28 protein-coding genes and 2 pseudogenes are annotated in these 26,483 nt (G+C 67.7%); 13 read left to right on the forward strand and 17 right to left on the reverse strand.

The window, feature by feature from the left end; genetic code table 11:
* Window positions 1-631: 631 nt before the first annotated feature.
* The 5 genes from SSQG_RS16325 to SSQG_RS16340 all read right to left on the reverse strand — a co-directional run bounded on the left by SSQG_RS16325 (window position 632) and on the right by SSQG_RS16340 (window position 4,234).
* Window positions 632-1,099: a hypothetical protein gene (locus SSQG_RS16325; RefSeq protein WP_003990895.1), complete on the reverse strand. Its 468-nt coding sequence runs from the start codon at window positions 1,097-1,099 to the stop codon at window positions 632-634.
* 869 nt (window positions 1,100-1,968) lie between these two features.
* Window positions 1,969-2,112: a DUF6959 family protein gene (locus SSQG_RS44005; RefSeq protein WP_425314994.1), complete on the reverse strand. Its 144-nt coding sequence runs from the start codon at window positions 2,110-2,112 to the stop codon at window positions 1,969-1,971.
* On the reverse strand, window positions 2,069-3,067 hold the full coding sequence (tgmB, locus tag SSQG_RS16330; protein WP_003990896.1) for an ATP-grasp ribosomal peptide maturase: 999 nt from the start codon (window positions 3,065-3,067) through the stop codon (window positions 2,069-2,071). The genes SSQG_RS44005 and tgmB overlap by 44 nt, the downstream gene beginning before the upstream one ends.
* Entirely contained in the window at window positions 3,064-3,375 is a 312-nt protein-coding gene (tgmA, locus tag SSQG_RS16335; protein WP_003990897.1) for a putative ATP-grasp-modified RiPP, read from the reverse strand. Before tgmA ends, tgmB begins: the two co-directional genes overlap by 4 nt.
* A 277-nt stretch (window positions 3,376-3,652) precedes the next feature.
* A complete protein-coding gene (locus SSQG_RS16340) occupies window positions 3,653-4,234 on the reverse strand; it encodes a hypothetical protein (protein WP_039932867.1) in 582 nt (193 codons plus the stop codon).
* Window positions 4,235-4,280: 46 nt separating this feature from the next.
* Between SSQG_RS16340 and SSQG_RS16345 the strand changes: the two genes are divergently transcribed.
* On the forward strand, window positions 4,281-4,634 hold the full coding sequence (locus SSQG_RS16345) for a hypothetical protein (RefSeq protein ID WP_244299150.1): 354 nt from the start codon (window positions 4,281-4,283) through the stop codon (window positions 4,632-4,634).
* Between the two features lie 183 nt (window positions 4,635-4,817).
* On the opposite strand, the gene SSQG_RS16350 is transcribed toward SSQG_RS16345, so the two are convergent.
* Window positions 4,818-5,204, reverse strand: a complete 387-nt coding sequence (locus SSQG_RS16350; protein ID WP_003990900.1) for a TraR/DksA family transcriptional regulator — start codon at window positions 5,202-5,204, stop codon at window positions 4,818-4,820.
* Window positions 5,201-5,497 carry a tRNA-dihydrouridine synthase gene (locus SSQG_RS16355; protein WP_158681053.1) on the reverse strand — a complete coding sequence of 99 codons (297 nt, stop codon included), beginning with the start codon at window positions 5,495-5,497 and terminating at the stop codon, window positions 5,201-5,203. The genes SSQG_RS16350 and SSQG_RS16355 overlap by 4 nt, the downstream gene beginning before the upstream one ends.
* Window positions 5,498-5,550: 53 nt before the next feature.
* Between SSQG_RS16355 and SSQG_RS38525 the strand changes: the two are divergent.
* Window positions 5,551-5,763 (forward strand): annotated as a pseudogene (locus SSQG_RS38525) (GNAT family N-acetyltransferase); the annotation flags it as partial.
* 1,524 nt (window positions 5,764-7,287) lie between these two features.
* On the opposite strand, the gene SSQG_RS16360 reads toward SSQG_RS38525, so the two are convergent.
* Window positions 7,288-8,706 carry a DUF2252 domain-containing protein gene (locus tag SSQG_RS16360; protein WP_003990903.1) on the reverse strand — a complete coding sequence of 473 codons (1,419 nt, stop codon included), beginning with the start codon at window positions 8,704-8,706 and terminating at the stop codon, window positions 7,288-7,290.
* Between the two features lie 472 nt (window positions 8,707-9,178).
* On the opposite strand from SSQG_RS16360, the gene SSQG_RS16365 reads away from it, so the two are divergent.
* Window positions 9,179-9,463, forward strand: a complete 285-nt coding sequence (locus SSQG_RS16365) for a hypothetical protein (RefSeq protein WP_003990905.1) — start codon at window positions 9,179-9,181, stop codon at window positions 9,461-9,463.
* A 157-nt stretch (window positions 9,464-9,620) separates the two neighbouring features.
* On the opposite strand, the gene SSQG_RS16370 is transcribed toward SSQG_RS16365, so the two are convergent.
* Together SSQG_RS16370 and SSQG_RS16375 are read right to left on the reverse strand one after the other, a co-directional pair.
* Window positions 9,621-10,985, reverse strand: a complete 1,365-nt coding sequence (locus SSQG_RS16370) for a chloride channel protein (protein ID WP_039932871.1) — start codon at window positions 10,983-10,985, stop codon at window positions 9,621-9,623.
* Window positions 10,986-11,148: 163 nt separating this feature from the next.
* The gene (locus SSQG_RS16375; RefSeq protein ID WP_106434171.1) at window positions 11,149-11,652 is read right to left on the reverse strand and encodes a potassium channel family protein; all 504 of its coding nucleotides are present in this window, start codon (window positions 11,650-11,652) and stop codon (window positions 11,149-11,151) included.
* Between SSQG_RS16375 and SSQG_RS16380 the strand changes: the two genes are divergently transcribed.
* The 3 genes and pseudogenes from SSQG_RS16380 (at window position 11,643) to SSQG_RS16395 (ending at window position 13,960) form a co-directional block, all read left to right on the forward strand.
* Window positions 11,643-12,080, forward strand: coding sequence for a hypothetical protein (locus SSQG_RS16380; RefSeq protein WP_003990907.1), 438 nt, complete (start codon window positions 11,643-11,645; stop codon window positions 12,078-12,080). The genes SSQG_RS16375 and SSQG_RS16380 overlap by 10 nt on opposite strands.
* A 609-nt stretch (window positions 12,081-12,689) precedes the next feature.
* Window positions 12,690-13,364, forward strand: a pseudogene (locus tag SSQG_RS16390) (transcriptional regulator); the annotation flags it as partial.
* A gap of 14 nt (window positions 13,365-13,378) precedes the next feature.
* Complete coding sequence (locus tag SSQG_RS16395; RefSeq protein WP_003990911.1) at window positions 13,379-13,960, forward strand: HD domain-containing protein; 582 nt, start codon at window positions 13,379-13,381, stop codon at window positions 13,958-13,960.
* A gap of 314 nt (window positions 13,961-14,274) precedes the next feature.
* Here SSQG_RS16395 and SSQG_RS16400 read toward each other — a convergent pair whose 3' ends face one another.
* Window positions 14,275-14,970, reverse strand: coding sequence for a DUF4190 domain-containing protein (locus tag SSQG_RS16400; RefSeq protein WP_003990912.1), 696 nt, complete (start codon window positions 14,968-14,970; stop codon window positions 14,275-14,277).
* Window positions 14,971-15,296: 326 nt separating this feature from the next.
* Here SSQG_RS16400 and SSQG_RS16405 point away from each other — a divergent pair, with 326 nt between their 5' ends.
* From SSQG_RS16405 to SSQG_RS39220, 4 genes are all read left to right on the forward strand, one after another.
* The gene (locus SSQG_RS16405) at window positions 15,297-15,497 is read left to right on the forward strand and encodes a hypothetical protein (RefSeq protein ID WP_039932872.1); all 201 of its coding nucleotides are present in this window, start codon (window positions 15,297-15,299) and stop codon (window positions 15,495-15,497) included.
* Window positions 15,498-15,588: 91 nt separating this feature from the next.
* On the forward strand, window positions 15,589-15,987 hold the full coding sequence (locus SSQG_RS16410; RefSeq protein WP_003990914.1) for a hypothetical protein: 399 nt from the start codon (window positions 15,589-15,591) through the stop codon (window positions 15,985-15,987).
* Between the two features lie 118 nt (window positions 15,988-16,105).
* Window positions 16,106-16,972 carry an alpha/beta fold hydrolase gene (locus tag SSQG_RS16415; RefSeq protein WP_003990915.1) on the forward strand — a complete coding sequence of 289 codons (867 nt, stop codon included), beginning with the start codon at window positions 16,106-16,108 and terminating at the stop codon, window positions 16,970-16,972.
* Between the two features lie 253 nt (window positions 16,973-17,225).
* The gene (locus SSQG_RS39220) at window positions 17,226-17,480 is read left to right on the forward strand and encodes a hypothetical protein (protein WP_003990916.1); all 255 of its coding nucleotides are present in this window, start codon (window positions 17,226-17,228) and stop codon (window positions 17,478-17,480) included.
* Window positions 17,481-17,622: 142 nt separating this feature from the next.
* Here the strand turns inward: SSQG_RS39220 and SSQG_RS16420 are convergent, their stop codons facing one another.
* Entirely contained in the window at window positions 17,623-18,000 is a 378-nt protein-coding gene (locus SSQG_RS16420) for a MerR family transcriptional regulator (protein WP_003990917.1), read from the reverse strand.
* Between the two features lie 73 nt (window positions 18,001-18,073).
* On the opposite strand from SSQG_RS16420, the gene SSQG_RS16425 reads away from it, so the two are divergent.
* Both SSQG_RS16425 and SSQG_RS16430 read left to right on the forward strand, forming a co-directional pair.
* Window positions 18,074-18,802: an SDR family oxidoreductase gene (locus SSQG_RS16425; RefSeq protein WP_003990918.1), complete on the forward strand. Its 729-nt coding sequence runs from the start codon at window positions 18,074-18,076 to the stop codon at window positions 18,800-18,802.
* A 128-nt stretch (window positions 18,803-18,930) separates the two neighbouring features.
* The gene (locus SSQG_RS16430; RefSeq protein ID WP_003990919.1) at window positions 18,931-20,025 is read left to right on the forward strand and encodes an alanine racemase; all 1,095 of its coding nucleotides are present in this window, start codon (window positions 18,931-18,933) and stop codon (window positions 20,023-20,025) included.
* A 553-nt stretch (window positions 20,026-20,578) separates the two neighbouring features.
* On the opposite strand, the gene SSQG_RS43455 is transcribed toward SSQG_RS16430, so the two are convergent.
* Window positions 20,579-20,704, reverse strand: coding sequence for a hypothetical protein (locus SSQG_RS43455; protein ID WP_276327075.1), 126 nt, complete (start codon window positions 20,702-20,704; stop codon window positions 20,579-20,581).
* Between the two features lie 94 nt (window positions 20,705-20,798).
* Here SSQG_RS43455 and SSQG_RS16440 point away from each other — a divergent pair, with 94 nt between their 5' ends.
* On the forward strand, window positions 20,799-21,368 hold the full coding sequence (locus SSQG_RS16440; RefSeq protein WP_003990920.1) for a DinB family protein: 570 nt from the start codon (window positions 20,799-20,801) through the stop codon (window positions 21,366-21,368).
* A gap of 100 nt (window positions 21,369-21,468) precedes the next feature.
* Here the strand turns inward: SSQG_RS16440 and SSQG_RS16445 are convergent, their stop codons facing one another.
* The 4 genes from SSQG_RS16445 to SSQG_RS16460 all read right to left on the reverse strand — a co-directional run bounded on the left by SSQG_RS16445 (window position 21,469) and on the right by SSQG_RS16460 (window position 26,334).
* Window positions 21,469-22,932, reverse strand: a complete 1,464-nt coding sequence (locus tag SSQG_RS16445; RefSeq protein WP_003990921.1) for an amino acid permease — start codon at window positions 22,930-22,932, stop codon at window positions 21,469-21,471.
* Between the two features lie 357 nt (window positions 22,933-23,289).
* Window positions 23,290-24,918 (reverse strand): helix-turn-helix domain-containing protein, encoded by a 1,629-nt coding sequence (locus tag SSQG_RS16450; protein WP_039932875.1) that lies wholly within the window; start codon window positions 24,916-24,918, stop codon window positions 23,290-23,292.
* A gap of 108 nt (window positions 24,919-25,026) precedes the next feature.
* Window positions 25,027-25,332, reverse strand: a complete 306-nt coding sequence (locus SSQG_RS16455) for a putative quinol monooxygenase (RefSeq protein WP_003990923.1) — start codon at window positions 25,330-25,332, stop codon at window positions 25,027-25,029.
* A 15-nt stretch (window positions 25,333-25,347) separates the two neighbouring features.
* Window positions 25,348-26,334, reverse strand: a complete 987-nt coding sequence (locus SSQG_RS16460; RefSeq protein WP_003990924.1) for a carbohydrate kinase family protein — start codon at window positions 26,332-26,334, stop codon at window positions 25,348-25,350.
* Between the last annotated feature and the right edge of the window lie 149 nt (window positions 26,335-26,483).

Raw genomic sequence — 26,483 nt, forward strand, 5'->3', positions numbered from 1 at the left:
AATCCTGCACTATCCGGTTCCGCACGCGGCGCGCCAGAGCCGACGCGCCCACCGACCGATACTTCCCGCAGCTGGCGCCTGCTTGCGTGCGGCTTCCTCTGAGCTCTGCCTCATGAGGTTTCTCCAGACCGGGAAGCAGCACGACCGCTCCGAGCACCAGGGCCAGGCCGACACCCACCAAGCGCGACCCATGCCACCCAACCGCCCATTGGTCCAGGTCACATGGTCGCGAGTATCGGCACGACCAAGTGCACGACGGCGACCAGCCCTGTAGGACCGCCGGTCGAACTCCGAGAAGATCCGTGGCGCGGCGCCCGGTTTCGTCGCGGTCTGCGGACCGGTCGCGCCATCGCTGAGTGGCTGGCTGGGGCGGAGCAGAGGCGTCAGCGGGTTAAAGATCAAAAGCATGGCAGCGTGGCTAAGGCCGGTGGGAGGTTGCTACAACATACGTGGCGGGTGCTTGCTCGCCGCACCCGCCATCCTGGCTTGCTTTCTGTGACTTAAGTCAGAACCCCTTTCAACTCGACATCCAAGGGCCAGGTTTCGGCAACACCCGAATCCGAGCGGGCCAACGACGCCGGTACATCTTCCATAGGAGGGGAGAGGCGGCGGCGCGGGATGCGGTGTTCGATCAGAGGTTGTAGCGCTCGACCTTGAGCACCCAGTTCTGGAAGCCTGCTGTCGTGTTGGCTCGCCCGACCTTGACCTTGACTTGAGCGGTGACGTTGCGTGTGGTCAGGCTGACGGGGAACTGGACGACGCGGATCAGGGTGTGCGAGGACCATTCCGGTCCGCCGCGGGCGGTGACGAAGCGGTGGTTGGTGCTGACCGGCGCGGCCTGGTCGTTGCCGAAGAAGACGGTGACGTTTGCTACGGCGTTGTTTTCGGGGTGTTCGACGATGGCCTCGGCGCTGAAGGTTGCGACGAAGAGGGCTCCGTACGAGGGGGTGTTTTGTCCGACTTGCAGGGGGATGGATGCACCAGGCAGGTCGGCCCAGTTGGTGTCGGTCAGCTCCTGACGGGCGTCGTCCCAGACCAGGTGGGTGTTGTCCGGCGCCCGGTTGGTGTTGAGGACGGTGAGGTTGGGGGGTGTACTCATGGGTTAACTCCCTTTGGTTTGGACGTTTGTTGGAGTCAGCGAGCGACCCCAGAGAGGGCTCCCCGCTTTGCATAGCCACCACTCCGGCTGTAGTCACATAGCGTGCATGCTCGAATACATTGAGTCATGACCGCTTGTGGGTCGCGGCCACGCACAGCGCCCGGCTCGTGTACAGCTGATCTGCCAACCGCGCAGCCCCGGATGCAAAGGACCCTCCGCACGAAGGCCCGGCCGCATCCGCTTGTGCTGCACGTCCTCGGGAGGCGCAGTGGCCGCGCTAATCCCTAAGCGACACTGCCGACGCCTCGTGAATGCCAGCCGTACGCGGAAACTGGCACCACGAGCCGGACTATCTTGACGGGAAAATGCCAGCGCACAACCCCTCTGGGCCCCGAACCCGCGCGCCTCACCCAGGTCCGCGCGCCCCGATCAAAGGCTCCGGACCGCGAGCGCATACCACCCGGAGGGCCCCAGAGGACACCCTCCGCCACAATCGGATCGCAGACAACGCCGCCCCGGAGCGCCTAGAGGCCTGCCCTAGCACCGGCCACTGACAACGTGCCGACGGCAGAGAGCTGAGGTGCAGCAGCGAGGTACAGCAACCCCAGCAACGGCAGCGCCCAACACCGATCCTCATGGCCCCCGACGGCTTCTATGACCACCATTGACCCGATCTCTGTAGAGCTACGGACCAGAAGGTTGCGGCTGTGGTGTACTCGCACCACAAGCGCACCAGATCCAGCGGGGAACAGCGGGGAACCGCAGTGAAGCAACCGGGCTCGACGAAGCTGCATCACAGCCGTTCGTCCAGGTCAGCACCCAACCCGCCTGCAAATGATCGCAGCTTCCCAAGCAGATGGTTCGGCAGCTCAGTACGGCCGCGGAATCTCGTGCTCGCTCAACGCAGCCTCGTACCGCGCCAGCAGACCATCCAGGTTCGCCAGAAGAAGGCCGGCGGAGTCCCGGGCTTCATCTACGTCGCCTCGCTCGCATGCCGCCACCACCTCGGCCACGTCGCTGCGGAGGCTTCCTCTCCAGCAGGTCGGCCATGGCCTCGAGCATCGGCGAGCCGGTCTCCGGTTCCAGCCAATACCACTGCCCGGACGGGTTGCACTCCAGGAACCACCATTGCCCCTCGCGGTCGATGGCGAAGTCGAAAGCGCCGAAGACGAGACCGAAGCGGGCCAGGTATGCGTGCAGGGCGTCGACGATGCCGGGCGGCGGGCTGACCACGGAGTAGCGCAGGCGGCTGTAGTCGGTGCGCCAGTCCAACAGGTCCGAGTCGATGCGGACAGGGAACACCCGGTCACCGATGATGGTCACGCGTACGTCCGCGGTCTTCTCGATCCGCTGCTGGAACAGGTGCGCGGTGCCGGAGACGGCCTCATCGATGTCATCGGCCGCCACCTCGGCGACCTCCACGGTGCAGGAAACCCCGTCGATGCGATACAGCGGCGCCGACAGAGGCTTGTAGATCACGGGTGCGTGCTGCTTGATGAACGACCGCGCGGCATCCGGGTCCGAGGTGATGACCGTCGGCGGGACATGGAACCCCGCAGCCGCAGCGGCGGCCAAGCCGGACGGTTTGAACTCGGCGTCCCCAATGCGGTGCGGGTGGTTGACGTACAGGCAGCCGGGAAGCGACGCCAGGACTCCCCCCAGACCGTAGCGGGCCTGAGCGACCGCGAACCGGGCGTCCTGCTCGTCCAGATGCGGGAAGGTGAAGCCGGAAGGCCGGCGGTAGTACAGGGACCGGACCTGTGTCAGGTCGGCGGCCCGTGACGGCGTGGACAGCGTTCCTCCCACGCCGTTCGACGTGATCGTGGCCGTGACCGACAGGGCGTGAGGGAAGTCCCCCGAGTCGAACCGCACGACCGGGACACCCCGGTCGTGCAGCTCACTGATCACCACATCGGCCGTGGGGTCGTCCAGATTGGTGACGACCAGCACCGGACCGAGATCGCTCACTGGTCGGTGTCGTTCCCCGTGTCCTGGTCACCGCCGCCGCTGCCACCACCACCGGAACCGTCTGACGGATTACCGGTGTTGGTCGCCGGGTTCGTGCCACTGCTGGTGCCGTGCTTCCCCACCTCCAGCACATGGCCGTCGGCGTCGAAGTAGCGGCCCGTCTGGGTGGTTCGGTCGAGCTCGACGCGGGCGTAGCCCGACGCCATCGCCGGATACGGAGCCATGCGCCGCACGCCCCAAGGGGACGGCGTGGCCGCGCCGGACGGCAAAGGCGTCCCGGTCGGGAGCCGATCGGAGTGAGCAAACAAGAGTTCTTCCTCTCTTCTTCGGTTGCTTGACGAGCCCGCCCCGGCGCTCGACCTGTCCAGGGTTGGGGGCCGGGGGCGGGAGTCTCCTTGGATCAGGCGGCGCGGCGTGCATCCCGGCATTCCCTGCTCAGCCGTACGGCTGCGGGGCACGTCAGCCGAAGGTTCGCGGCCCGGTCGTCGGCGGCCGTGCAGGCCGGGCACGTCATGCAGTGGTCCGCCAGGCGCTCGAACGCGGCTGCCCAGGGCGCGCCGACGGACGACGGATACTCGCGGCCGCTCATCCCTCCGGCTCCGCGGGCATGCAGTGCCGTCCGGCGGCGATCAAGCGGGCGACCTCGACGGGCGAGCAGAGCGTCGAGGGCGAGTCCATAGGCGTCGACCAGTAGGTGGCGCGGCGACGGGTCCATTGCACGGCGTCCACTCTCGGCACGCCGAGGTAGCTGCCGCGGCCGAGGCAGTCCACGTCCATGGCCCGCCAGTCGTCGAGGGCCTGGTGCCATGTCCTCGGCATGCTCGCGGGGACCAGGGCGTAGTACCGGTGGAAGTACGGATCGCAGATGACCGGGCCGCCGTCGAGGGTCTCGCGCAGGAACCGGTCCAGCTCTGAGCCCTCGGCGATGCCAGTGAGGGCCACGAGGAGGCGGCCGGGGATCCGCACAGCTGAGAACAGGGTGCCCAGCGGCAGCAGCGTCACCTGGTACTGGTCCCATTCCAGCCGGGCGCGGTCACGGCTCGGTGCCGGAAGTGTTGCCAACAGCCAGTGCTCCGAGGTCAACCGCCGGTCGGCAGTGGGGTGAATGAGCACGCCGGGCCCAGCCTTGATGGGTCGTAAGGCCTGCTGGCTGTGGTCGCTGGTCATGCTCGCGCCTCCCCTGTCGCATGTGGTCCGCCTCAGCATCGCCCTCGTGACCGGCCTGGACACCAACGGGCACCGCGGGCAGGCATGGCTCAACCTGGACAACGCCGCGGCTCTCCTCGTTGAGGAACCCGAGGACGTGGACGACGTGAGCCTGTGGGTGGGCACCCCGGAGTTCGAAGAGGCCATCGGACATAAGCGTGCAGAGCTGGATGCGGAGGTGCCGGCCGACGCCGAAGGCACTCTCGTGTGGGCTTCAGCAGCTGGTGTCCAGGCCGCGGCGCAGCCGTCTCGGATCGAGGAACTGCTGCGTGCACGGGAGACCTTCGTGGAGGAGCTGTTCGACGCGCTGCTGGACGAACTGGGCTTCCCTGAAGCTGTCCACTCTCCACCGAAGCCATAAGAAACGACGTTTAAAGCGGGTGTCGCAGGTTCGAATCCTGCCGGGGGTGCAGCCAGAAGGGCCAGCTCAGGAGGGACTCCCTCCCAAGCTGGCCCTTCGGCGTTCCAGGCGCTGTGCCACACGCGCGCCACTACGCCGGCGTCACCACCCAGGCGTCCTGTCGCGTCCTCGACTGTGCACCCTTCAACGAGCTGTGGACGCGCAGCGCACGCAGGTTTTCGCCGCCGGGCGAACTTCGAGGCGCTCCGTCGGGATCGGCTCACCGCATTGCTCGCAGCGCCCGTAGTCGCCTCTCTCCAGCCGTTCCAGGGCGCGATCGAGATCGTTCAGATGCTCGCGCGCCTGGGACAGCAGGGCGGCGACGTGCGCCCGCTCGAAGGCCGTGCTCGCGCCCTCCGGGTCGTGCTCGTCGTCAATGGCCACCAGTGCGTTCGCCTCGACGATCCCTTCGAACTCACGGCTAAGGGCGGATATCTGGTGCAGCGTGCTGACACGGTCGGCCGCGAGCAGCGCCCGCATCGACTCGCCCTGGGACGCGGCGAAAGCGGCATTGGTGTATTCATCGCTCATATCGGAGGAAACCTCATTGTCTTGCGTCGAATTCCCGGGTGCTCGGTCGACGACGGCTTCAGCGATGGCGTGGGCGGCCACGCTGGTACCTGCTTCGGCCACGGGACGTCGTCACCGAGCACGTGGGCCGCGAGGAGCGGCCAGGTCGGGTTGCGCAGCACTTCGCGCGCGAGCATGATCGCGTCGGCCGAGCGGTCCACGAGGATCCGGTCGGCCTGCTCCGGTGCGGTGATCAGACCGACCGCGGAGACGGGCAGGGCCGCGCCCTCGCCGACGGTTCGGGCGAAGGGCACCTGGTAGCCGGGCTCCACTTCGATACGGGCGTTGTGGACGAGCCCGCCGCTGGCCGGCCTGGTGGAAGACCGGCACTGCCCGGTGCATCCACACCGCACTCCTCGCCACACGCGATGAGCCATATGTGACGCTCATGGTCAACCCGGCCGCCGGCGACGGAAAGATCCACGCGCTCTACAAAACCTGGGGGTACGAAGACATCGGACAGAGCCAGCCGTCACCGGCCTCGCCGGTCCTCACTGTGATGATCCGCGCCATTCACTGACCGGCAGCATGCGGCATGCGTCGAAGCAGCGCACCCCTGCCCGACGATGTCCCGGTAACCGCATGTCCGCGTCCAGCGCACGGGTGGGGTCTGACGGGTGCTGCTGGTCGAGACACTCCGCAGTACGGGCCCGCATCAGGCGATAATGACCGTTAGCTGCCTGTGCGTATTACTTGGGGGGTCTTGTGAGTCTGAGTCCGCGCGAGGTGTTTCTCCGGCTTGTTCATGGGGTCGCCAATGGGAACTTGAGCGAGTTGCCTGATCTGTATGGCGAGGTTACCGATGGAGTTGACCAGAAGCACGGAAAGTGCTCTTGACCTTCGACGATAGGACTTGCTGAGGATCCTGTTGGCTGCGAGGGAAAGAGCACACTTTCCAGGTGAGAGAGCCAATCGCGTCCTTCTGAAGCGGGTGTCGCAGGTTCGAATCCTGCCGGGGCACAGAGAACACCAGGTCAGGGGCCCTTCCGTCCGACGGACCGAAGGGTCCCTGCGCTTGCAGCACACATATGGCACACATGCCGTGGGTGCGGAGGGTGGGGAGCTGTGCAGGATGCCCGTCGAGGATGAACTGGCCCGGCGCCGGTCCGAGAAACTGGTCGAGCGTCTTGAGTCGCTGATGCGCGCCGCCCTCAAGACCGAGTACCAGGGCTACTACGGGCAGCTGGTCCTGAGCGGCGACGATCTTGCGCGGCCGCTCCTGCCTACCCGGGCAGGGCTCGGGCCGTGGCAGGGGCCGGGTCGGCGGTCGAGCCCAGGGGCAGCAAACAGCCCACGCAGCTGTGACGTCCGAACGCCGACCAGATCTCCGCCTCGGTGGTTTCTGCGGTGGTTTCTTCATCGGCCACCGCCGTCAGCTCCGGGGCGCCTGGACCGACCTCTCGTCCACCGGTTCAAGGCCCGGGACCGAGGGCACGGCCGCCGCCTGCGAGCGGATGACGTTGATCGCCTCGACGAGTTGGTCATGCAGCGTCCGGCAGAGCCCGGACCGCCCCTCTGGAGCCCAGGCCGGCCCATCCGAACCGCTCATACACACCTCCGCCGGGCGGCCTCGCCCAGAACGTTGTCCGTTACCACTGCTCACCCTGCTGCACCGCCATACCGACCCCAACGATGACGCCTGACTCCCAACGGCCCGCCGAAAGAGTGATGTCGGCCGCCACCCCTGGAAGGCCGGGTCCTTCGCCTGAACTGCCTATGGCCCGCCCACTGCTCACTGGCCGGCATGGGAAACGAACCGGTCCCTGCCGTCACTCACGCCGCCGGCGTCGGCGATACCGCACAAGAGCGACCACTCGGCGTCACCGCGGTCTGCCCTGTCGCACTCTCCCGGCTTGCTGGAGGTGTCGGTGCCAGGCGATGACCGGCCCGGCGGAGATTGGCGGCACATCGGCGTACTTCTCCGCGGGCAGCGATACGGCGTTCCGGTCGCCTGCAGCGTGCGACCGGCGTGATCGGAAGATCGACCGCACGGCAGAGGGTCACCGTCCGCCGGGCCAGTCAGATGTCTGCCCGCCCTGTGCCGTCAGGCCGCTTCTGCCGGGACCCGTCCGGCCTGGATGGCATCAACCAGGGCCTGGTGGTCCTTCTCGTTCTGGTCCGCGTACAGCTCAGCGAACGTCGCCAGCGCGCGGTCGAAGACATCGCCACCACCCAGATACGAGGCGATCGCGATCCTGTCCCCGGACCTGGCGTGGGCCCGGGCCAGCGTGGCACCGCACAGCCGGCCGAACAGGCCCATCGTCTTCGGCGACATGTTCTCGGCCACAGCGATACCCTTCCAGTCCCGCAACTGGCGTACGTAGAAGTCCCGTCGCTTGCCATCAATGCCCGTGACGCGCTCCCACCCCAGGAAGATGTCGCTGGTGGCCTGCATGAGCCGTTGGCCGGCGACGACGCGCTCGCCCTGCGTGCCGTATGCGCTGCCTCCGACGTAAGGTGCAAGAACCGACTCGTCGGCCTCCTTGGCCTGGAGGAACAAGGGATCCTCGTCGTCCTTGCCGAGCAGCAGGATGATCCAGCAGCGGGTTCCCACACTGCCCACACCGACGACCTTCCGAGCGATGTCGGCAAGGCGGTAGGTCTCCAGCAGGAATCGGCGGTCCGTCTGCAGGGTCTGGCCGTAGCGCTCGATGAGGCGACTGATCTCCTGCTCCAGCCTGCCGCGTTCGGTGTCGGGCAGCAGATCCTGGAGCCGTACCAGCAGCGGTGGGTCGGGAGCGATCTGCCGCCTTCCGTCGATCACGTGCGTGAGTTTCTCGAAGACCTGCAGCGTGTCATGCGCACGTGCCTGCTTCCGGGTGTGCTCCCAGCGATCGCGCTGCCCGGCGCTCAACACCGGGGCGAACTGCGCCTGCAGTTCGTCCGCGTCGAAGCGGGTGTACCAGACTTCGAGATTGCCCATTCCGGCGAAGCTCCGCATGCGCTCCCGATAGGACCGCACGGCCGCCCGCACCACCGACGCCCGGTCCTTGGAGGTGAAGCCGTTGGCCCGGCCCGCGATGACCAGGCTGGCCGACAGCCGCTTGACGTCCCACTCCCATGGCCCGGGCAGCGTCTCGTCGAAGTCGTTGATGTCGAACATCAGCCGGCGTTCCGGCGATGCGAGCAGCCGGAAGTTCAGCATGTGAGCGTCGCCGCAACACTGCACCCTGATTCCGCTGCGCGGCGTCTCCGCGAGGTCGGCTGCCATGATGGCGGCGGCCCCGCGGTAGAAGCGGAACGGCGCCTCGCTCATCCTGCCGTAACGGATCGGCACGAGCTCCGGCACTCGCGTCGCGGACTGCTTCTCAATGATCTCCACCGGGTCCGGGCGCTTCGGCGGGGGCACGAACTCGGCGTGGCTGGACCGGGGTACGTCTGCCCGTGCGGCCTTGCCTCGGGCGACCCTCTCCTTCGGGGTGAGATGCCGTGTCTCGTCGCCGGAGAGCTGGTTGTCTGTCATTGCGGACGCTCCACGATGTGTGGTGACCGACGCGGAGGGCGTCGGCGGCGGCCGTCGGGTGCGGATCGACTGTTCCGATGCTCGGAAGGAAGCTCGCGCCGACGGTTCGGAGGTCGCCGAGGTCGTGGGCCTTGCCCCTGACCTCGAACCGGCCGGGTCATGCCACATCGGACGGTCCGGCTCCGGCCCGCCGAATGAGATGGGCGTATCCACGTCCAACTTAACTCCGGACGGTGCTCCGGACGACTTGGTGTCGACCCGGCCGTCGGACACCCGGGGAGCACCATGAGCACGTACAGCTTCACGGCCGGCGCAAGCGTGCTCGGCCTGATTGCGCAGAGCCGGGGCCCACGATCGCGCGTCGTCCGAGGCAGGCCCGACGGCCGTCCTGGCGTTGCACACCCGATCGCGTACGGCGTTCTGAGCCGTTGGCCGGGATGCGAGCTGCGTTCCCCCGTTGGATGGTGGAGTCATGAAGCAGCAGCACGACCCATTTCAGCGGACGATCGAGATCGACACCCGTCTCGTCAAGACCGGTGCCGTGCTCACCGCGGCCGGCGCCGTCGTCGCGTGCGCCGGTATGGCCATCGGGGCCTTCGCCTTGTTCACCGCAGGTCGGCGCATGATCCGCGACATGGACGTGCCCCCGGCCCAGCAGGCGGCCGCGAAGTGGAACCAGGCCAAGGAGGCGTCCCGAGCAGGTGTGCGGGCGTGGCAGTCCGCGTCGGACGCCCAGAACGGGTCGGTCTCCCACTAGTACGGCGAAGCCGCGAAGCCGCTCCACCCATCGGTCCTGGGCCCGGCGCCGGTGGAGTGCTGGTTCCTGCCGAGCCTGGGACTACGGGGTCTCCGGACCGAATCCGGGGTGCTGCTTGACGCAGGCCCGCTCTGGCGGACGCCCCCCCCCCGCGAGTTCACTGCTGCGCGCGGCCTGGCCGCTGGCCCGGCTCCGGGTGGCCCGCTTCCGGCGCAGGAGGAGGAGTGAGCCTGGCGGTCGCGACGTACGAGACCACGACCGCGACGATCACCAGCGGCATGACGGTGAGCCCCTGCGCCCCGATCAGCAGTGTCGCGAGCAGGACGGAGACCAGCGGAAGTCTCAGCATCGCGGCACTCATCGCTCCGATACCCATGGCGAACCCCGCGACCAGCGTCAGTCCTGGCAGGTGAGAGAACAGGATGCCGCCCGCCGCTCCCACGAACATCGCGGGAAAGACCGGACCTCCCCTGAAACTGCTGAGCGATACGCAATAGGCCAACCCCTTGCACACCACCAGCAGCAACAACGCTCCCGCCGAATATGCGGCGCTGTGCGTGAGGAGTGGGTCCAACGCCGTGTCCCCCGAATACAGCACGTCGCTCGCTGCTTTGCCGGTCCCCTCCGCGTAGCCGATCGCCAGCCCCGCCACGACCAGGCCCATGACCACCGTGGCCGGCACCCGCCGCCTCTCGACGTGCGTCCTGAGCCGGACGGCGAGCCATCGGATCCCCACGCCCACGCATGCGGCCGACAGACCGATGACCAGAGCCCAGCCGAACTCCGCCGCTGTCGGAAGTGTGGCCTTGGGGACGTCGTGCAGTGCCAGCGAGTAGGTGCCCAGCCCGGTCCAGCTTCCCAGTCCGATGAAGATGAGTGCGCCGATACCCGATGCCAACAGGCCAGGCAGCAGCACCAGCGCCATCGTCGCCCCACCCAGCCCCGAGGCTTCCATCAGCAGGAACGCTCCGAGCAGGGGAGACCCGAGGAGCGAGCTGATGGCCGCGAAACTGCCCGCCGCGCCCAACACCGCGCTCACCTGCTCCGGGGGATCGCGTTTGACCATGCGCACGGCGCCGGCGGCGAGTCCTCCGCCGAGCGCCAGCAGAGGGGACTCGGGCCCGAGGACAGCGGCGAAGCAGAGCGTCGCCAGTGCGGCGAGGAAGATCCCGGGCAGCTCGATGGGTGTGGGCACGCCGGCGGCCCTGAACCCGGCTGTCGGTTCGTGGCCGCCGTGTCCCGGCAGGTACTGAACGGTCAGTCCCACCAGCAGTCCCCCGACGGCGAGCAGCGGCAGCGGCCACCACAGCGGCGTTCCGTCGAAACCCAGCGCCTTGGGCAGATCCGTGTAGATCAGTGGCTGAAGTTCGCCGACCAGCGCCAGGAAGCCGAACGCCACCGCGGACACCGGCACACCGATCAGTGCGGCCAGCACCAGGAGCCGCAGGTACTCGCGGCTTCGAAGAAGGGTCTGCGGGTCCGGCGGCGACGCGGCCCCGAGTCCAGCCTTGGCGACCGGCATGCGCAATGTCTCCTCGCGAACGCGGACCTCGTCGGCGGTCTCACCGGCCGCTTTGGCGAACCTGAAACGCCCTGCCACCCGATGCGAGAGGCTCGGTTCCGAGCCTGGCACGCCGTTCCCGCGCAGACATTTCGAGGCCGCCCATGGAGGTGACTCCGGCCTCTCACCCTTGGCCTTCCGCGGCCGATGGCTCACCGGAGCCGCCTGCCCGGCCATCTTCTGCGATCTGGACGGCGCCGAGAAGGATCCGGGCAACCATTCCCACCAGAATCACGTCGGCCAGCATCTGCACCATGGTCAGAACCCGTGCCGTCCCTGTGACCGGGGTGATGTCCCCGAATCCGACCGTGGCGAACACGGTGACGGTGAAGTACAAGGCGTCGGTGCGCCCTAACACCTCCGAGAACGAGTCTGCTCGATTCTGAGAAAGGATCACATACGCCGCCGAGAAGATGATCAGGAAGATCGGCCCGACGGTGGCCAGGGTCTCGATGGCGCGTAGCCGGGGATGATCGGATCTCGTGATGATCCGGATCTGCCGGGCGAGTACGCCGGCGAGAAGCACGAGACTTACGGCCAGCGCGATCGCTGTACCGAGGTCGAGCCCCTTGTCCAGTGGTACGTTCGCACGGACCGGTATGACACACAGGGGGCGGGATGTCTGCATATGGCCGCGAGGACAGCGAGTGGGACTGCCTGGTGGACTCAGGGCGCGAGTTCCTCGTTGAGCGGGCGAAGTTGGGCAAGCTCACTTCGTACACCGAGCTCAACGTCACTTTGGCCAGGCGAACTGGTTGTCGACTCTTCGACTTTGAGCGTGCCGACGAGCGAGCAGCTATGGGACATCTGCTCGGTCTGATCGTGGAACGAGACCAACAGATCGCACCCTCTGATCCCCCGCTGATGCTGTCGGCTCTCGTCAACTACCTGACCGCCAACGATGCTGGCCCCGGCTTCTACCAGCTCGCCAAGGAGCTTCAACTCCTGCCCATGAGTGCGTCGAAGAATGAGAAGGACAGGTTCTGGATCAAGCAGGTACGACGGCTTTACGAACGCCACGGGGCAAGGCCGGACCTGCCTGAGCGGCATCCGTGAGTGTCTAAGCGTTGTCCCGTAACTCGGAGCAAAGGCTGGTAGATCACCACAGCCGGATCGACTTGTCCGGTTCCACCCCGACTCGCGGTCTCACCGGGATTCCTGCCAAGCGGGACGAACCGGACATCGGCAAGCCGTCTCCAGAGTTGCGGGACAGCCTTTAACTGCGTGGCAACGCCCACGGACACCGGCGAACAACCGCGAACGTCTGGCGACCATCAGCACAGGTGAGAGCCACACCAGCCCAAGGCAGCACCCCCACCCAAGTTGCTTCGGGACGAAGAAGCCAGGGGAGCGGTGCTGTAGCGGGTATGTTGCCCGTGCTGGTTCGGGACGCTGCGGGACGCGGGGGCAAGCACGTGGACGAAGACGAGATCAGGCGCGCGGTGGCACGGGGCATGCGTGACTACGAAAGGTCTCGACCGAAGCCCAAGGGAATCATCGCTGAGACGGAGAGTGCGGTAGGCGGCTGCGTGGCGATGTTCCTAGTCGCCCTTGTGATTCTGGGTGTCGTTGCCGCCTGCAACAGGTGATGTCCGGGTCAGGCCTACGCCAGCATGTTCGGCGGCAGTGACGGCAACGGCTGGGGACGGCTGCAGCGCTCGGACGCCCCGGCGGCCGCGCCGAGGCCCCGTACCGTCAGCGCCCCAGCTGCCGGCCACCAACCGCCGCAAGTTCTTCGCCCGGATGCGGGACACCGCAGAACAGGCGCGAAGCGAGGAGCAGTTCCTGCTGCGGCGCCAGGCTCTGTACCTGTACGGCTATGACGACCAGCCCGACACCTCCGAGTGGCTCGCCCACCAGCAGGCCACGGAACGGCCCGGAGGGTGGCTCATCGACTGGTTGAACGCCCGCTCGGTAGCGGCCGTCGCCGCACGGCAGGGCGACCGTGAGCGGATGGGCCATTTCATCGACACCGTCCTGCTGGACGACGACCGTGGCGAGGCCGCGAACCTGAACTACTGGGCGTACTGGGTGGGCGAAAGCCGCCACCTCGAACTGTCCGACGACTTCATCGCTTCCCGAGAGCCTGGACAGTGGCCCGGGGACAAGCTGCTCTCCCACCTCGTAAACGGGCTGGCTCCTCACCACGGGTACGTCGACCTGACCGTCCACTCCCTGTGGTCCCTGCTTGCCATCCGGCCGAACCTGCTGAAGCCCGGGGCAGCAAACCGAGCCCTGCGCGACCGGCTGCCAGTGATGTTGGATAGCCGGGAGTTGTCGGCTCGCGCTCGCCGTGAACTGGACAGCATCAGGTATGCGATCCGCCTTGCTGAGGCGTGAGAGGAGACTCGACCGTGACCGAAGAGCTGACCCAGGTGGCACGGTTCCTGTACGAAGCGGGGACGCTCAAGCAGTCGAAGCGCACCGGGTGGTGGATGGCTGGCGTGCGCGACCCGGAGAGCGTTGCCGAGCACTCCTGGCGCACCTCGCTGATCGCATCGATCATCGCCAAACTGGAGGGGGCAGACCCGGCCCGTGCCGCGTTCCTGGCGGTGTGGCACGACTCGCAGGAGACCAGGACCGGGGACGTCAACCACCTGGCCAAGAAGTACGGTGCCGGTGAAGCCGACCCCGCGGTGGTCACCGCCGACCAGGTGGCGGGTATGCCCGAGGCGCTCGCGTCCACGGTGCGCGAACTGATCAGTGAGTACGAGGCCCGGGAATCCCCCGAAGCGATCTGCGCACGAGACGCGGACAAGCTCGAATGCATGCTGCAGGGCATCGAGTACAAAGCCCAGGGCTATCAGCACGCACAGCGGTGGATCGACAACAGCCGCGGTCGCCTCGTCACGAAGACCGCGAACGAACTGGCCGACCAGCTGCTGGCGACGGACCCGTTGGACTGGCTGCGCAGCACGCTGGGCGAGTCGAACTGATTCTTACTGCTGCTCATCCAGCGGCTGCCGAACACTGAACTGCCGCCTTGTCCGATCAACTTGCACTCGACTTCAGGCCGCAGCCGACCGACTGAGTTGCAACTTTCTCTACCTGTTCAAGGCGGCTCGCTCCGCTCCCCGCGCGCGGCCCGGCCCCCGGTCGGGCCTGCGCTCATGTCTCCGCCCCGCTCCAGCCCGTCCGGCGCCCGGGCCGTGCTGCGACTCCATGGTCTCCATGATGCAGCCAGCCCCGCCGCTGCGGGGTGCGCGGCGAGGCCTGGGGGTGGGGGGTCAGCGTCGCGCGACGTCAGCGATCAGAAGTCGGTTCGGGACGCTTTGATGGTCTTGCACTCGAGCTTCTTGGCGTCCTTGATCTCGTCCGCGTTCACCAGCGCACCAGCGTCCTTGTCGGTGAACTTCTGGCCCGGGGAGAGGTTCTCGGCGGTTGACATGAAGTCGTTGACCTTCTTGCCGTCGGCCAGGACCTCGCCCTCAACGAAGTACGAGTACCGGCGGTCGCCGTTGTTGGCGTAGTCGACGTGGATGGCCATCTCCTTGATGCCGAGGTCGCCGGTGACAACGTCGCACTTGGTGACCTTGAAGTCCTTCATGACCTCGGACTCCTTGGCGCCGCCGGTCTTGGACTTGCCGTCGCCGACGGTGGTGGAGTCGTACGACTTGTCCAGCTCCTCACTGGCCTTGTCGACGGCGGAGAAGAACAGGGCGTTCATGGCGAAGAACATCGCGATCGCTACGGCCGACGTGACGAGGCCGGTGATGCCGGCGCCCTTGCCCTTGCGGACCTTGCCCGCCTTGGAGAGGCCGATGGCGCCGAAGATGACGCCAAGGATCGCGAGCGGCCAGACGACAACGTTGAGGACAGGGATGAAGCTGACTACGACGGCGATGATGCCGAGGACGAGTGCGGTGGTGGCCAGGCCGTTGCTGCCGGGCTGCTGAGGCTCGCCGTAGCCGGGCTGCTGGGGCTGGGGCGGGTACTGCTGGCTCATGGTCCCCCCTGGGACTTGCGTTGTGACTTGCGGGTGTGTGACTTGTGGAGCTGCTGTGTGGTTGCCTCGAGCTGGTGTTATTCACCTGATCGTTATGAACTGCCGGGGGCTGCGAGGTCGGGCCCCGCTGCCTGTCAGTGAGTGAGCTTGCGGTGGGCGTCAGAGAGGCCGTTTCCGGGAGCACTTAAAGGTCCCTACGACGGCTATCCCGTGGTACGCCGGGAGGGCGTCGACCGCGCTCTGGAGCGCAGTGCGGAGGAGCTCGCCGAGCTCAGTGACCCCCCAGTGGGCAGCGATCGAGTGAGGCAGTGAGGCCGCTTCCAGAGGTGCCCGGCTCCTCTCCGTACTCCGTCAAAAAACGCTTTCAGCCGGCCGCCGTGCTCGTAGACGGCGTGGTTGCGCTTCTCGAGGCGGTGCAGGACCTCGGTGGTGCGCGCCACCCGCTTCTCGTCGCATACGACGGCCGCGAGGTCGGCGAGGTGGTCGACGGGTTGTTCTCTTCCCATGTCGCAGCGATGGCCTTTTGACGCCCCCGCGGGACGGCGTTCAGATCCGCGGGGGTAGGGAAGGCGGGTCGGCAAGGGTCACGCGCCGCAGTCCCATCAGGAAGTTCACACCATGGCAGACAACGCACAAGCGACAGCCGTCCCCGGCTGGGTACTGGAGTTCATGGACGCCATCGACACCCTGGAGTTCGGCAAGGGCTTCGCACCACTGACCGACAACACCGACATGTACTTCGGCGCCGCGCACATCCACGGCGTCGAGGCCATCAAGGAGTTCTTCGTCAAGATCGACGCGCCGCTGGTCATCAGCCATGAGGTCCTGGAGTTCTGGACCGCGGGCGACGGCGTCCGTCTGCTGCGCGGTGAGGCGGTCATGGCCAAGAAGAGCGAACCGGAGCGGGTGGTGCGCGCCCCCTTCATGCACATCTTCTACCTCGACCAGGAAGAGCCGGTGCGCATCCGGACGCTCCGTGTCACCGCGGGCCCACTGCAGACCGACGCCGTGATGTGACCCGGCTCAGGGCAAGGCACCCGCAGGTCACGGCTTGCCGGTTACCGCGCGGAATTCGTCGATGTCGCGGGTGCAGGGCGAGAAACCAACCAGAGTACGCATTTCAAAGGAGTCAGATATGAACTCGGTGCACCACCGGACCGCCACTGTCGACGGCTATGAGATCTTCTACCGCGAAGCCGGCCACGCCGACGCCCCCGTGATCGTCCTGCTGCACGGCTACCCGACCAGCTCGTTCATGTTCCGCGAACTCATCCCGCTACTGGCCGACAAGTACCACGTCATCGCGCCGGACCACCTCGGCTTCGGCCGCTCCGACGCCCCCCTCGTAGGGGAGTTCACCTACACCTTCGACGCCCTCACCGAACTCACCTCCGGCCTGCTCGACCAACTGGGCCTGGACCGCTACGCCCTCTACGTCCAGGACTACGGCGCCCCCATCGGATGGCGCCTCGCGCTCCAGCACCCCGAACGGATCTCCGCCATCGTCACCCAGAACGGCAACGGCTACGAGGACGGTTTCGTCGAGTCGTTCTGGGCCGACGTCTGGGCCTACGGGGCGAACCCCGGCCCCGACACCGAACCCGCCGTCCGCGCCGCGCTGGGCGTCGACGCCATCCGCTGGCAGTACGTGCACGGCGTGCCCGACCCGAGCCTGGTCAGCCCGGACACCTGGGAGCACGACTTCGCCCTCGTCTCCCGCGAGGGCAACGACGAGGTCCAGCTGGCGCTGTTCCGCGACTACCAGAACAATCGCCCGCTCTACCCGCTGCTGCACGAATTCCTGCGCACCAGCGGGGTCCCGGTGCTCGCCGTGTGGGGCCGCAACGACGAAATCTTCGGCCCCGCGGGCGCGCTGGCCTTCGCCCGCGACGCCAAGGACGCGGAGGTGCACCTGGTCAACGGCGGTCACTTCCTTCTGGAGAGCCACCTGGACGTCGTCGCGGGTTACCTGCGCGGCTTCCTCGGGCGCGTGCTGGGATAAGTGACATCAACCTGGCGGTCGAGCTCCCTCGGTCCGGCTACCAGCGAATCGTCTGGCCCTCCGGGGTAACGGCTGGAGGGGCTGTCGGACATTGACCGAGCCCTCGCCGCGATCTGGGCCTGACGAGAAGCCCCCTCCCGCCCGAAGGCAAGAGCGGGCAAAAGCTCTCGGGGGAGCTGACGGACAGCGGCAGTTCCGTGCGTTCCTGACCTTGCGCCTTTGCAGGTGCCGCGTTGAATGTCACGACCAAGCCGTGACCAACCTTTCGAAGATCGCCAGTCGTCTGGACGCCTTCATGGACCTGTTGGGCCCAGTAATCGGCGTCATGCTGCTGGCGGTGGGCATCGAGACCTACCGCAACGGTGGATCCATGGGCTGGCCCATCGCAGGAGCGGTCCTGCTTGTGATCAATCTGTGGGTGGCCTGGCGCCGCCTCGCCAGTCGCAGGAAACCAACCCCTCGCCGTAGCGACGCCACGCAACCGCCAACTTCTGACATCCACGGCTGACATCAACGACGCCGGACGGGGGCGTACTCCAGCGACTCTGTCCGGCCGTCGCACCAGTCGCAGGCCGCATCCGAAGCGGGCCCGGATCGAACCCCTAATACTCCAGCCGTAGATCGCTGGTGCGACGTCCGACCGACCGCGCCTACGGGTGCGTGTCCGTGATCGCGATGACCTCGTCGAGGCGGTCCAGAGCGGCCTGCAGGTCGTCGACCTTGGCCTGTATGCGGTCGCGCTCGGCACGCAGCATGGCTCGTTGCTCGGCGTCGGTGTGCCCGGTGTCCCAGCATGGAAGGAGTTCCGCGATCCTTCGGCTGGTCAGACCGGCGGCGAACATCTGCTGGAAGAAGCGCACCAGGGTGACGGTGTCCTGGCGGTAGAGGCGCTGGCCGGACGGGCTGCGCTCCGCGATGAGGAGCCCCTGCTGCTCGTAGTAGCGCACGGCGCGTACTGAGACGCCAGCACCCCGTGCCACCTCGCCGATGCGAAGCAGCCGCTCGTCCGCGGCCTGCCCGACGGTCATGGTGATTCCTCCCCCAGGCTCTAATGGCCAGCACTTGCCTCTGACGTTAGCGTCAGGTTTTAGCGTACCGGGCATGGACATCAACAACTCAGTTGCCCTTGTCACCGGAGCCAACCGCGGCCTGGGCCGCGCCTTCGCCCAGCGCCTGTTCGAACGGGGCGCCCGCAAGGTCTACGCGACGGCCCGCCGGCCGGAGACCGTGGACCTGCCCGGGGTCGAGGTGCTGCCCCTCGATATCACCGATCCCGCAGCTGTGAAGGCCGCCGCCGAGGCCGCCCCGGACGTCTCGCTACTCATCAACAACGCGGGAATCAGTACGGGGACCGACCTGGTGACCGGTTCGCTGGACGCGGTACGGCAGGAGCTGGAGACCAACGTGTTCGGGCACCTGGGAATGATCCGTGAGTTCGCGCCGGCGCTCGCCGGGAACGGCGGGGGTGCGATCGTCAACGTCCTCTCCGCCATGTCGTGGTTCGGGGTCAAGGGCTCCAACGCCTACCACCTGACCAAGGCCGCCGCCTGGGCCATGACCAACGGCGTCCGCCTGGAACTCGCCGAGCAGGGCACGCTGGTGACAGCGGTACACCTCGGCCTGGCCGACACCGACATGACCGCGGGCTGGCCCGTGGACAAGATCGCGCCGTTGGATCTGGCCGACGCGGCACTCGACGGTGTCGAGGCGGGCTCCGCCGAGGTCCTCGCCGACCAGTGGAGTCGGGACGTCAAGTCCCGGCTGCCGCTGACGCCGGAAGAGTTCAACGCCGCGATGGACCGCGCCCTGGCGGCGCTGATGGCGGCCTGAGGGGTCCTCGGGCCGCGCTGACTTCGGTCGTCTCGATTGGTACGTATCACCTGGGGCGATGGCCCCGTGGCCCTCCTCTGCAGACCTGCCATGATCATCTCGACGTGTTCCATGGTGGGAGGCAAGAGATGGCGATACTGCTGCCCGATGGGCTGGCTACGCCGGCGCTCGTGGTCGATCCGGATGTGCTGGAAAGCAACATCGAGCGGATGGCTGAGGCTTCGCGGGCTCAAGGGTTCGTCCTGCGTCCGCACGCCAAGGCCCACAAGTGCGCGCAGATCGGGGACCTTCAGCTTCGGGCTGGTGCGCGCGGGCTGTCGGTGGCCACGATCGGCGAAGCCGAGGCATTTGCTCGGGTCGGCGTGGACGACCTGTTCATCGCATACCCCGTGTGGCTCGATGCCGACAAGGCGCAGCGGCTGCGCCGACTGGCGGACCGCATTGCCCTGAGAGTCGGCGTTGAGTCGATCGAAGGCGCACAGCGGCTGGGGAACGCCGTGCACGGCAGCGCCCGGCCTGTCGAGGTACTTGTCGAGGTCGACAGCGGGAGCCGTCGCACAGGAGTGCAGCCTCACATGGCTGGTGAGGTGGGGAAGGCGGCCGCCGACGCGGGACTCCTTGTTGCGGGCGTGTTCACGTTCCCAGGACACGGCTACGGACACGACGCGCGGGCACGAGAGCACGCCGCACGAGACGAGGAGCGCACGCTGGGCCAGGCCGCACAGGTGCTGCGGGATCTCGGGCTCGACGTCCGTGTGGTCAGCGGCGGGTCGACGCCGACGGCGGGACAGTGGCAGCCGGGGGCAGTGAACGAATTGCGGCCGGGTGTCTACGTCTTCAATGACGCCACCCAGCTGGCCATCGGAACCTGTGGGGTGGAGGATCTGGCGCTGGTCGCTGCGTCGACGGTGATCAGCGTTCCCGCCCCGGACCGCTTCGTGCTGGACGTCGGCAGCAAGGCCCTTGGCTCCGACCGGTCGCCTTGGGTGACGGGTCACGGTTACCTGCCCCAGTTCCCGCAGGGATCCATTACCGGGTTGTGGGAGCACCACGCCGTGGTCCGCCTTCCGGAAGGCGTGAGAGGGCCGCGCCTTGGGTCGGTGGTCGCCGTCGTCCCCAACCACATCTGCACGCCGGTGAATCTCGCCGATGAGCTGCTGGTCGTCCGAGACCGCAAGGTGATCGACCGCTGGCAGGTCACAGCACGAGGGGCCAATACCTGAGCATCACTTCAGACGGGAAAGACGGCGGTAGCAGATCAGAATCGAGGCTATCCCGGCGAAGGCAAGGAAGTGTTCCGGGCGATTACCGGCGATTACCTCAGCCGGCGAAATCGATAAGCATCACGGCGAAGCAGAGGAAAAGCAGTACCCCAGAACCGATAGCGAATGACAGAAGCGTCCTTCCGCTCGTCATCTGCTCGGGGGTTACGGTGTTGCTCGTATCCTTCGGGTCATAGATGACCTCGAGTGCTCCCCCCACCGTGGCGGGAGGCCATACGAAAGGCCCGACGCTGGTTTGCAGCATCGCTCCGGTTTCCGATGGAAATTGAACCAGAAGGTAGGCTTTCCCGTTTTCATCTTTCCGGGAGTTGACGCATTTTGCTGGTGCACGTATCCCTCGCGTGCGCAGCGCCCTGCCCCGCCTGTAGGCCACCACGGAAAAGCAAAAAACAAAAGCAGCTATAACGGCTACCGGAATCGCAGGCCCACCCATGCCCCTACCCTCCCCTGACGCAACACGTCCGCCACGTCTACCATCCGACTCGCGTAAGCGTCATCTCGGACGGTCAGCGAAGAGCACCTCGGCGCCCTCGACCGTCGACAGGCCCTGGCAGCGCAGGTACTTGCCCGCCCCCTGCTCGGTCCTCGACAGGTGCAGCCCCAGGTCAAGCCTCAACATCCTCACCTCTCCCGGGATTTAGGTCAGAACCTGACCTCTATGGCCCCTAGCGTCCTCCCTGCCCGTCGGAACACGAACCACGGAGGTAACGACCATGAGCGAGACCGCGACTGTCAACGAACCGGCCGCACACGACTCGGCCCATGAGTCGACCCCCACCGGCGAGCGCGCCGACTTGCTGGAGTCCCTGGCCAAGCAGCGGCACTTCCTCCGATTCACCACCCGTGACCTCACCGACGAGCAGGCCGGGCGCCGGACCACCGCCAGCCGGCTGTGCCTGGGCGGCCTGATCAAACATGTCACTGCGGTCGAGCGAACCTGGGCGCAGTTCATCCTGGAGGGCCCGTCGGCGATGCCCGACTTCACCGCCATGACCGAGGCCGACTGGGCCCGACGGGCCGACGAGTTCCGGATGCTGCCCGGCGAGACGCTGACCGGCGTGCTCGTCGACTACGCCGAGGTAGCACGCCGAACTGACGAACTGGTCGCCACCCTTCCCGACCTGAACGCCACACAACCGCTACCGAAGGCCCCGTGGTCCGAGCCGGGCGCGCGATGGTCGGCCCGCCGAGTACTGATGCACGTCATCGCCGAGACCGCCCAGCACGCCGGCCACGCCGACATCATCCGCGAGTCCCTGGACGGCGCCAAGACCATGGGTTAGCCGACGGCGCAGCAGGGCGTATCGCCCCCTCTACATGGGGGGCGATACGCCCTGTCGACCCCGCAAACGTCCTTGTTCCGAAGCGCGGCGTCCGCGGCTGCTACCGGGGCGCCACCGCGTCATTGGCGCTTTCCGGGCGACGCCTCCGCTCCCGCACCAGCGAGATCGCGATCACCAGGGCGGCCACGAGCAGGGAGAGCAGTACCTGGCTCCGTCCGCCGCCCTCCTTGTCATCGGTGAGCATGTAGAGGAGCACGAACGAGATCATCGCGATCGTCACCCACGTCAGATACGGGAACAGCCACATCCGGACGACGAGCTTCTCCGGGTTCTCGCGCAGGATGATCCCCCGCATCCGCAGCTGCGAGAAGCAGATGACGAGCCACACGAAGAGCGCGACCGCACCGGAGGAGTTCAGCAGGAACTGGAACACCGTGTCCGGCCACAGGTAGTTGAAGGCGACCGCCACGAAGCCGAAGGCCACGGAGGCCAGGATCGCGACCTGCGGGACGCCTCGCGCGTTCGTCCGTACGAAGGACCGCGGGGCGTCGCCGCGCTGTCCGAGGGAGAAGGCCATACGGGAGGCGGTGTAGAGGCCGGAGTTGAGACAGGACAGCACGGCGGTCAGCACGATGAAGTTCATGATCTCGCCGGCGTGCGGGATGCCGATCGTGTCCAGGGCCGCGACGTACGACCCCTTCTTCTCGACCGCGGGGTCGTTCCAGGGCAGCAGGGAGACCACGACGAGGATCGAGCCGATGTAGAAGACGCCGACCCGCCAGATCACGCTCCGGGTGGCCTTCGCGACCGCCCGCCGCGCGTCCGGGGACTCGGCGGCGGCGAGGGTGACGATCTCGCTCCCCATGAAGGAGAAGACGACCAGCAGGATGCCGGTGAGGATCGCTCCGCCGCCGTTCGGCAGGAAGCCGCCGTGTTCGGTGAGGTTGCCGAAGCCCGTCGCGGGGTGGTCGGAGCCGGGCAGCACACCGAAGATCGCCAGGCCGCCGAGGATGATGAAGCCTCCGATGGCGACGACCTTGATGCCGGCGAACCAGAACTCGAACTCGCCGAAGGAACCGACCGAGATCAGGTTGGTGGCGGTGAGGACCACCATCACGATCAGCGCCCAGGCCCACTGCGGCACGGCCGGCACCCACCCTTCCAGGATCACGGCACCCGCCGTCGCCTCCACGGCGAGCACGACGACCCAGAAGAACCAGTACAGCCAGCCGATCGAGAACCCGGCCCAGCGGCCCAGCGCCCGGTCCGCGTAAGCGGAGAAGGAGCCGGAGGTCGGGTAGGCCGCGGCCATCTCGCCGAGCATCCGCATCACGAACACGACCAGGGCCGCGACCAGCGCGTACGACAGCAGGATGCCGGGCCCCGCGGCGGCGATACCGGAGGCGGAGCCCACGAACAGGCCGGCGCCGATCACACCACCGATGGCGATCATGGACAGATGGCGGTTCTTGAGACCGGCCTTCAGGCCTGCCTGCTCCGGGGAGTGACCGTCGGCAGGTGGGGCGGTGTCAGCGGCCGGAGCATCTGGGGGACGTGTGGTCATGTCGACATCCATCCGTTGGGTGGTTGGGAAGCCGTGTGGGGAGTGGCTGCCGTGGTTCCTGGGGCATCGCCTCGACGGCGGGGACGGGCAGGCCGGTATGGCGGGGGGAGGGCCATGGCCTTGCAGCTTCCGAAAGCGTTCAGGGTGCGACGGCGCGGTATCCGGATGCCGTGCAGGTGATGGGGTCGTCACCGCACGGCCGCGCTGCGCTCCGCCTCCTCATGAGATGCGGTCCGTGTCACTTTCGGGAGGAGATTTGCGCCAGCGTATGAGGAGTCGTGGGGCGGCGGGCTTGTCCAGTACGACGAATTCGGCGCCGATGGCTGTACGGCCCGCCAATGCGGAGGGGAAGCGGGATCAGGTGCCGGGTGGCAGCCGCAGCTGGAGCATGGCGAGCAGACGCTGGTCAGGACGGCTCAGGTCGAGACCGGTCAGCTCCTCGGCCCGGCGAAGGCGGTAGCGCAGCGTGTTGGGGTGCACATGCAGCTGGGCGGCGGCCGCCCGTACGTCACCGAAGGAGTTCAGGTAGGTCAGAAGGGTCTCCGCCAGGCGGCCCTGGTGCCGGCTGTCGTGGGCGACGAGGGCGGTCAGTCGTGGATCCCGTATCTCGGGATGGCCGGACAGCAGCGTCAGCACCTCACTGACCAGTACTTCCGACTGGATGTCCGGCAACGCGGCGACCGCGGTGTGTACGTCGGCTCCCAGCATGGCGTCGAGGATGCGGTCGGCCTCCCGGCGCGACTCCGTGACGTCGCCGAGCGTGGGCACCACGCAACCGACCGAGCCACGCAACGGCAGGCCCAGGTGTCGGCGTACGGCGTCCGTGATCTCCTGGCCCCAGCCGCGCAGCGTGGCTATGTCGATGCTGCGCGGAAGCTGGGGCAGGAGCACGTAGATGCGGGGGTCGACCTGCGCGACCAGCGCGCTGCGGTGCCGGGCGGCTATGTGCACGGAGACCAGGTTGGTGACTTCGGCATGGGTCAGCTCCGGTGCGGCGACGGCCTCCGCGGTTCCGTAGGAGAAGCCCAGGACGGCGGCCGGGCGGGTCGCGTCGAATCCCAGGTGGGTGGCCAGCGGCTGTGGCCCGGTGTTCCCCTCCAGGAGTCCGGCCAGCAGGGTTCGGGTGAACGTCAGGTTCTCCGAGAGCTCCCGGCGGCGGCGCACCAGGTGGAGCGCGGCCACCCGGGCGGCACCCAGCAGTGCCTGGCCCGAGTGTTCGGACAGCGGTGTCGAGCCCTCCTGCACCCAGATGGTCCCCAACTGCCGGTCCCCGGACCGGATGGCCACCGCGAGCCGACGGCGGATCCCCAGCTCGGGGTGGCTGTCGATGCTGATCACCTCGTCGCTGGAGTGCAGGTGCTGGAACACCCCCCACTCGCGCAGCTTCGCCAGATACGCCTCGGGTCCCTGCCAGCCGAGGATGGACCGCCGCCGCAGGTCGTCGATCTCGTCGGAGTCGGTGGAGCGGGAGTACGCCAGCACCCGGTTGGCGGCGTCCTCGATGCTGACGATGCCGCTGGTGAGGATGGCGGTGGTCTGGGCGAGCGAGAACAGGTCGCTCTCGTCGGCTTCGCCGCGGTGGCCCGGGGGCGCGTCGTCGAGGGCGGCGCGGGCCACCGCGTGCACCTGTTCCCAGCGTGCTGCGCTGCGCAGCGAGAGCAGGGCGACCCCGGCCTCGGTGGCGGTCTCGCTGAGAGCCGCGGCCTGACCGGGACCATCCAGTTTGACCACGACGCCGGCGGCTCCGTCCCGCCCGGCGGCCCGCAGCGCGGGATAGGCGGCTCGGCCACGGGCACCGATGACGAGGACCAGCTCGCCCGGCCGAGTGGTCGGCGGCTCCTCGGGATCGAGCAGGGCCACGCCACGGATCTCGACGTCCAGTCCGGCGGGAGCGGCCTGCACCTCCACCAGGGAATCGCCCAGAGCCATCAGCAACTCGCGCAGGCTGATGCCCGCGGGAAGCGGAGTTACCGCGGCCGGATCCATGATCGTCGCCTTTGCTGGGAGCCACGCCGGAGTCCTGATGCTAACTGTCCGGCGGCAGACACCGCCCTGGAGCATGTGTGGACCGCGACGGGTACGACGGCATGGGCGTCATGCGCGGGAGGGAGCACACGGGCTGAGGAACGTGAGTACGGACGCGTCCTCCTCGATCAGCGGGATGAGGGCGGCGTTGAACGGGGCGCCGTACGGGGCGTTCAGGTGGGCCTGGAAGGCGTCCTCGTCGCGGTAGACCTCGAAGATCCAGTAGGCGCGGGGTTCGGCCGTCTTGGTGTAGACGTCGAAGGCCAGGTTGCCTTCCTCTTCGCGCACCTTCAGGGCGTAGTCCCCGATCAGGCGGGCGACCTCGTCCTCCGTTCCTTCTCGGGCGGTGAACTCGGCGAGCAGGGTTTTCGTCATGGCTTCCTGTCCTTGTCAGTGGGCGGAATCGAGAGGCCGACCGACGGCGTCGTCCGTCGGGAACGGCGCCAGCTGGTCCTGCCAGGGCGGGTTGGGCCCGGCGACCGAGCAGGTCAGGGCCGCGACCTGCACGGCGAACCGGCAGGCTGCCTCGACATCGGCGAGGCTCAGGTCCGTCAGTCTGCCGCCGAGGAGGCCGTGCGCGCCGAGGTGGTGCAGCAGGCCGGCGGTGAAGGAGTCTCCCGCGCCGACCGTGTCGACGACCGGAGTCGCCACCGCCGGCACCTGGACCCGCTCCCCGTCGAGTGAGGCCAGGGCGCCGTCGGCGCCGCGTGTGATCACGACGAGCCGCGCGCCCGCCGCATGCCAGGTGTCGCAGGCCTGCTCGGGCGGCGTTCCGGGCAGGAGGAGCTCCAGGTCGTCCTCGCTCAGCCGCAGCACGTCCGCGAGAGAGCACCAGTGGGACAGGCGGGCACGGTAGGCCTCGGGGTGCATCAGGAGCGGGCGGACGTTGGGGTCGATGCTGATCGTGGCCCCGGGGGCGGCCGCTGCCAGGAAGTCCTCCACCAGCGCCGCCCCGGGTTCCTTGACCAGGGCCAGCGACCCGGTGTGCACACAGGCGGTGTCGGTCAGGTCCGCCCGGGCCAGTTCCGCTCGCGTCCACTGCCAGTCGGCGGTGGCCTGGGCGTGGAAGGAGAACTCGGCCCGGCCCTGGGCGTCCAGCTCGGCGACGGCGAGCGTGCTGGGCTCGGCGGCCTCGACGGCGTGGGAGAGGTCCACGCCGGATGCCGCGAGGTGGGCCCGGAAGAGGCGGCCGAACACGTCGCCGGACAGCCGCGCGAGGAAGCGGGCCGGAGTGCCGAGCCTGGCCAGGGCCACCGCCGTGTTGGCGGGGCCGCCGCCCGGCAGCACGCGCAGGGCGAGTTCGTCGCGGGCACTCGCGGGTTCGGTGAACGCGTCCGCGACGCATTCTCCCAGGACGGTGATCTGGGGTGGACTCATGGCTGCTCTTCTCTCGGAACGGGCGGAGCACAAAGGGGCATGACCCGGGCACGCCGACGAGCGGCTTCGGGCGGGCGACCGCCGGGGGACGTTGCCGATTTGTGACGAGTGAAAGGCATTGACGTTGCCGGGGAACGGAGTCCATCATC

This window comes from Streptomyces viridochromogenes DSM 40736, assembly GCF_000158955.1.
Classification (GTDB): domain Bacteria; phylum Actinomycetota; class Actinomycetes; order Streptomycetales; family Streptomycetaceae; genus Streptomyces; species Streptomyces venetus.

What these genes read in the sequence shown, in the direction of transcription:
- SSQG_RS16325 (WP_003990895.1), bottom strand. Translation starts at nt 1,099, where the DNA reads ATGAGTACACCCCCCAACCTCACCGTCCTCAACACCAACCGGGCGCCG.
- SSQG_RS16340 (WP_039932867.1), bottom strand. Translation starts at nt 4,234, where the DNA reads ATGACCAGCGACCACAGCCAGCAGGCCTTACGACCCATCAAGGCTGGG.
- SSQG_RS16350 (WP_003990900.1), bottom strand. Translation starts at nt 5,204, where the DNA reads ATGAGCGATGAATACACCAATGCCGCTTTCGCCGCGTCCCAGGGCGAG.
- SSQG_RS16360 (WP_003990903.1), bottom strand. Translation starts at nt 8,706, where the DNA reads ATGACAGACAACCAGCTCTCCGGCGACGAGACACGGCATCTCACCCCG.
- SSQG_RS16365 (WP_003990905.1), top strand. Translation starts at nt 9,179, where the DNA reads ATGAAGCAGCAGCACGACCCATTTCAGCGGACGATCGAGATCGACACC.
- SSQG_RS16370 (WP_039932871.1), bottom strand. Translation starts at nt 10,985, where the DNA reads ATGCCGGTCGCCAAGGCTGGACTCGGGGCCGCGTCGCCGCCGGACCCG.
- SSQG_RS16380 (WP_003990907.1), top strand. Translation starts at nt 11,643, where the DNA reads ATGTCTGCATATGGCCGCGAGGACAGCGAGTGGGACTGCCTGGTGGAC.
- SSQG_RS16375 (WP_106434171.1), bottom strand. Translation starts at nt 11,652, where the DNA reads ATGCAGACATCCCGCCCCCTGTGTGTCATACCGGTCCGTGCGAACGTA.
- SSQG_RS16400 (WP_003990912.1), bottom strand. Translation starts at nt 14,970, where the DNA reads ATGAGCCAGCAGTACCCGCCCCAGCCCCAGCAGCCCGGCTACGGCGAG.
- SSQG_RS16410 (WP_003990914.1), top strand. Translation starts at nt 15,589, where the DNA reads ATGGCAGACAACGCACAAGCGACAGCCGTCCCCGGCTGGGTACTGGAG.
- SSQG_RS16415 (WP_003990915.1), top strand. Translation starts at nt 16,106, where the DNA reads ATGAACTCGGTGCACCACCGGACCGCCACTGTCGACGGCTATGAGATC.
- SSQG_RS16420 (WP_003990917.1), bottom strand. Translation starts at nt 18,000, where the DNA reads ATGACCGTCGGGCAGGCCGCGGACGAGCGGCTGCTTCGCATCGGCGAG.
- SSQG_RS16425 (WP_003990918.1), top strand. Translation starts at nt 18,074, where the DNA reads ATGGACATCAACAACTCAGTTGCCCTTGTCACCGGAGCCAACCGCGGC.
- SSQG_RS16430 (WP_003990919.1), top strand. Translation starts at nt 18,931, where the DNA reads ATGGCGATACTGCTGCCCGATGGGCTGGCTACGCCGGCGCTCGTGGTC.
- SSQG_RS43455 (WP_276327075.1), bottom strand. Translation starts at nt 20,704, where the DNA reads ATGTTGAGGCTTGACCTGGGGCTGCACCTGTCGAGGACCGAGCAGGGG.
- SSQG_RS16440 (WP_003990920.1), top strand. Translation starts at nt 20,799, where the DNA reads ATGAGCGAGACCGCGACTGTCAACGAACCGGCCGCACACGACTCGGCC.
- SSQG_RS16445 (WP_003990921.1), bottom strand. Translation starts at nt 22,932, where the DNA reads ATGACCACACGTCCCCCAGATGCTCCGGCCGCTGACACCGCCCCACCT.
- SSQG_RS16450 (WP_039932875.1), bottom strand. Translation starts at nt 24,918, where the DNA reads ATGGATCCGGCCGCGGTAACTCCGCTTCCCGCGGGCATCAGCCTGCGC.
- SSQG_RS16455 (WP_003990923.1), bottom strand. Translation starts at nt 25,332, where the DNA reads ATGACGAAAACCCTGCTCGCCGAGTTCACCGCCCGAGAAGGAACGGAG.
- SSQG_RS16460 (WP_003990924.1), bottom strand. Translation starts at nt 26,334, where the DNA reads ATGAGTCCACCCCAGATCACCGTCCTGGGAGAATGCGTCGCGGACGCG.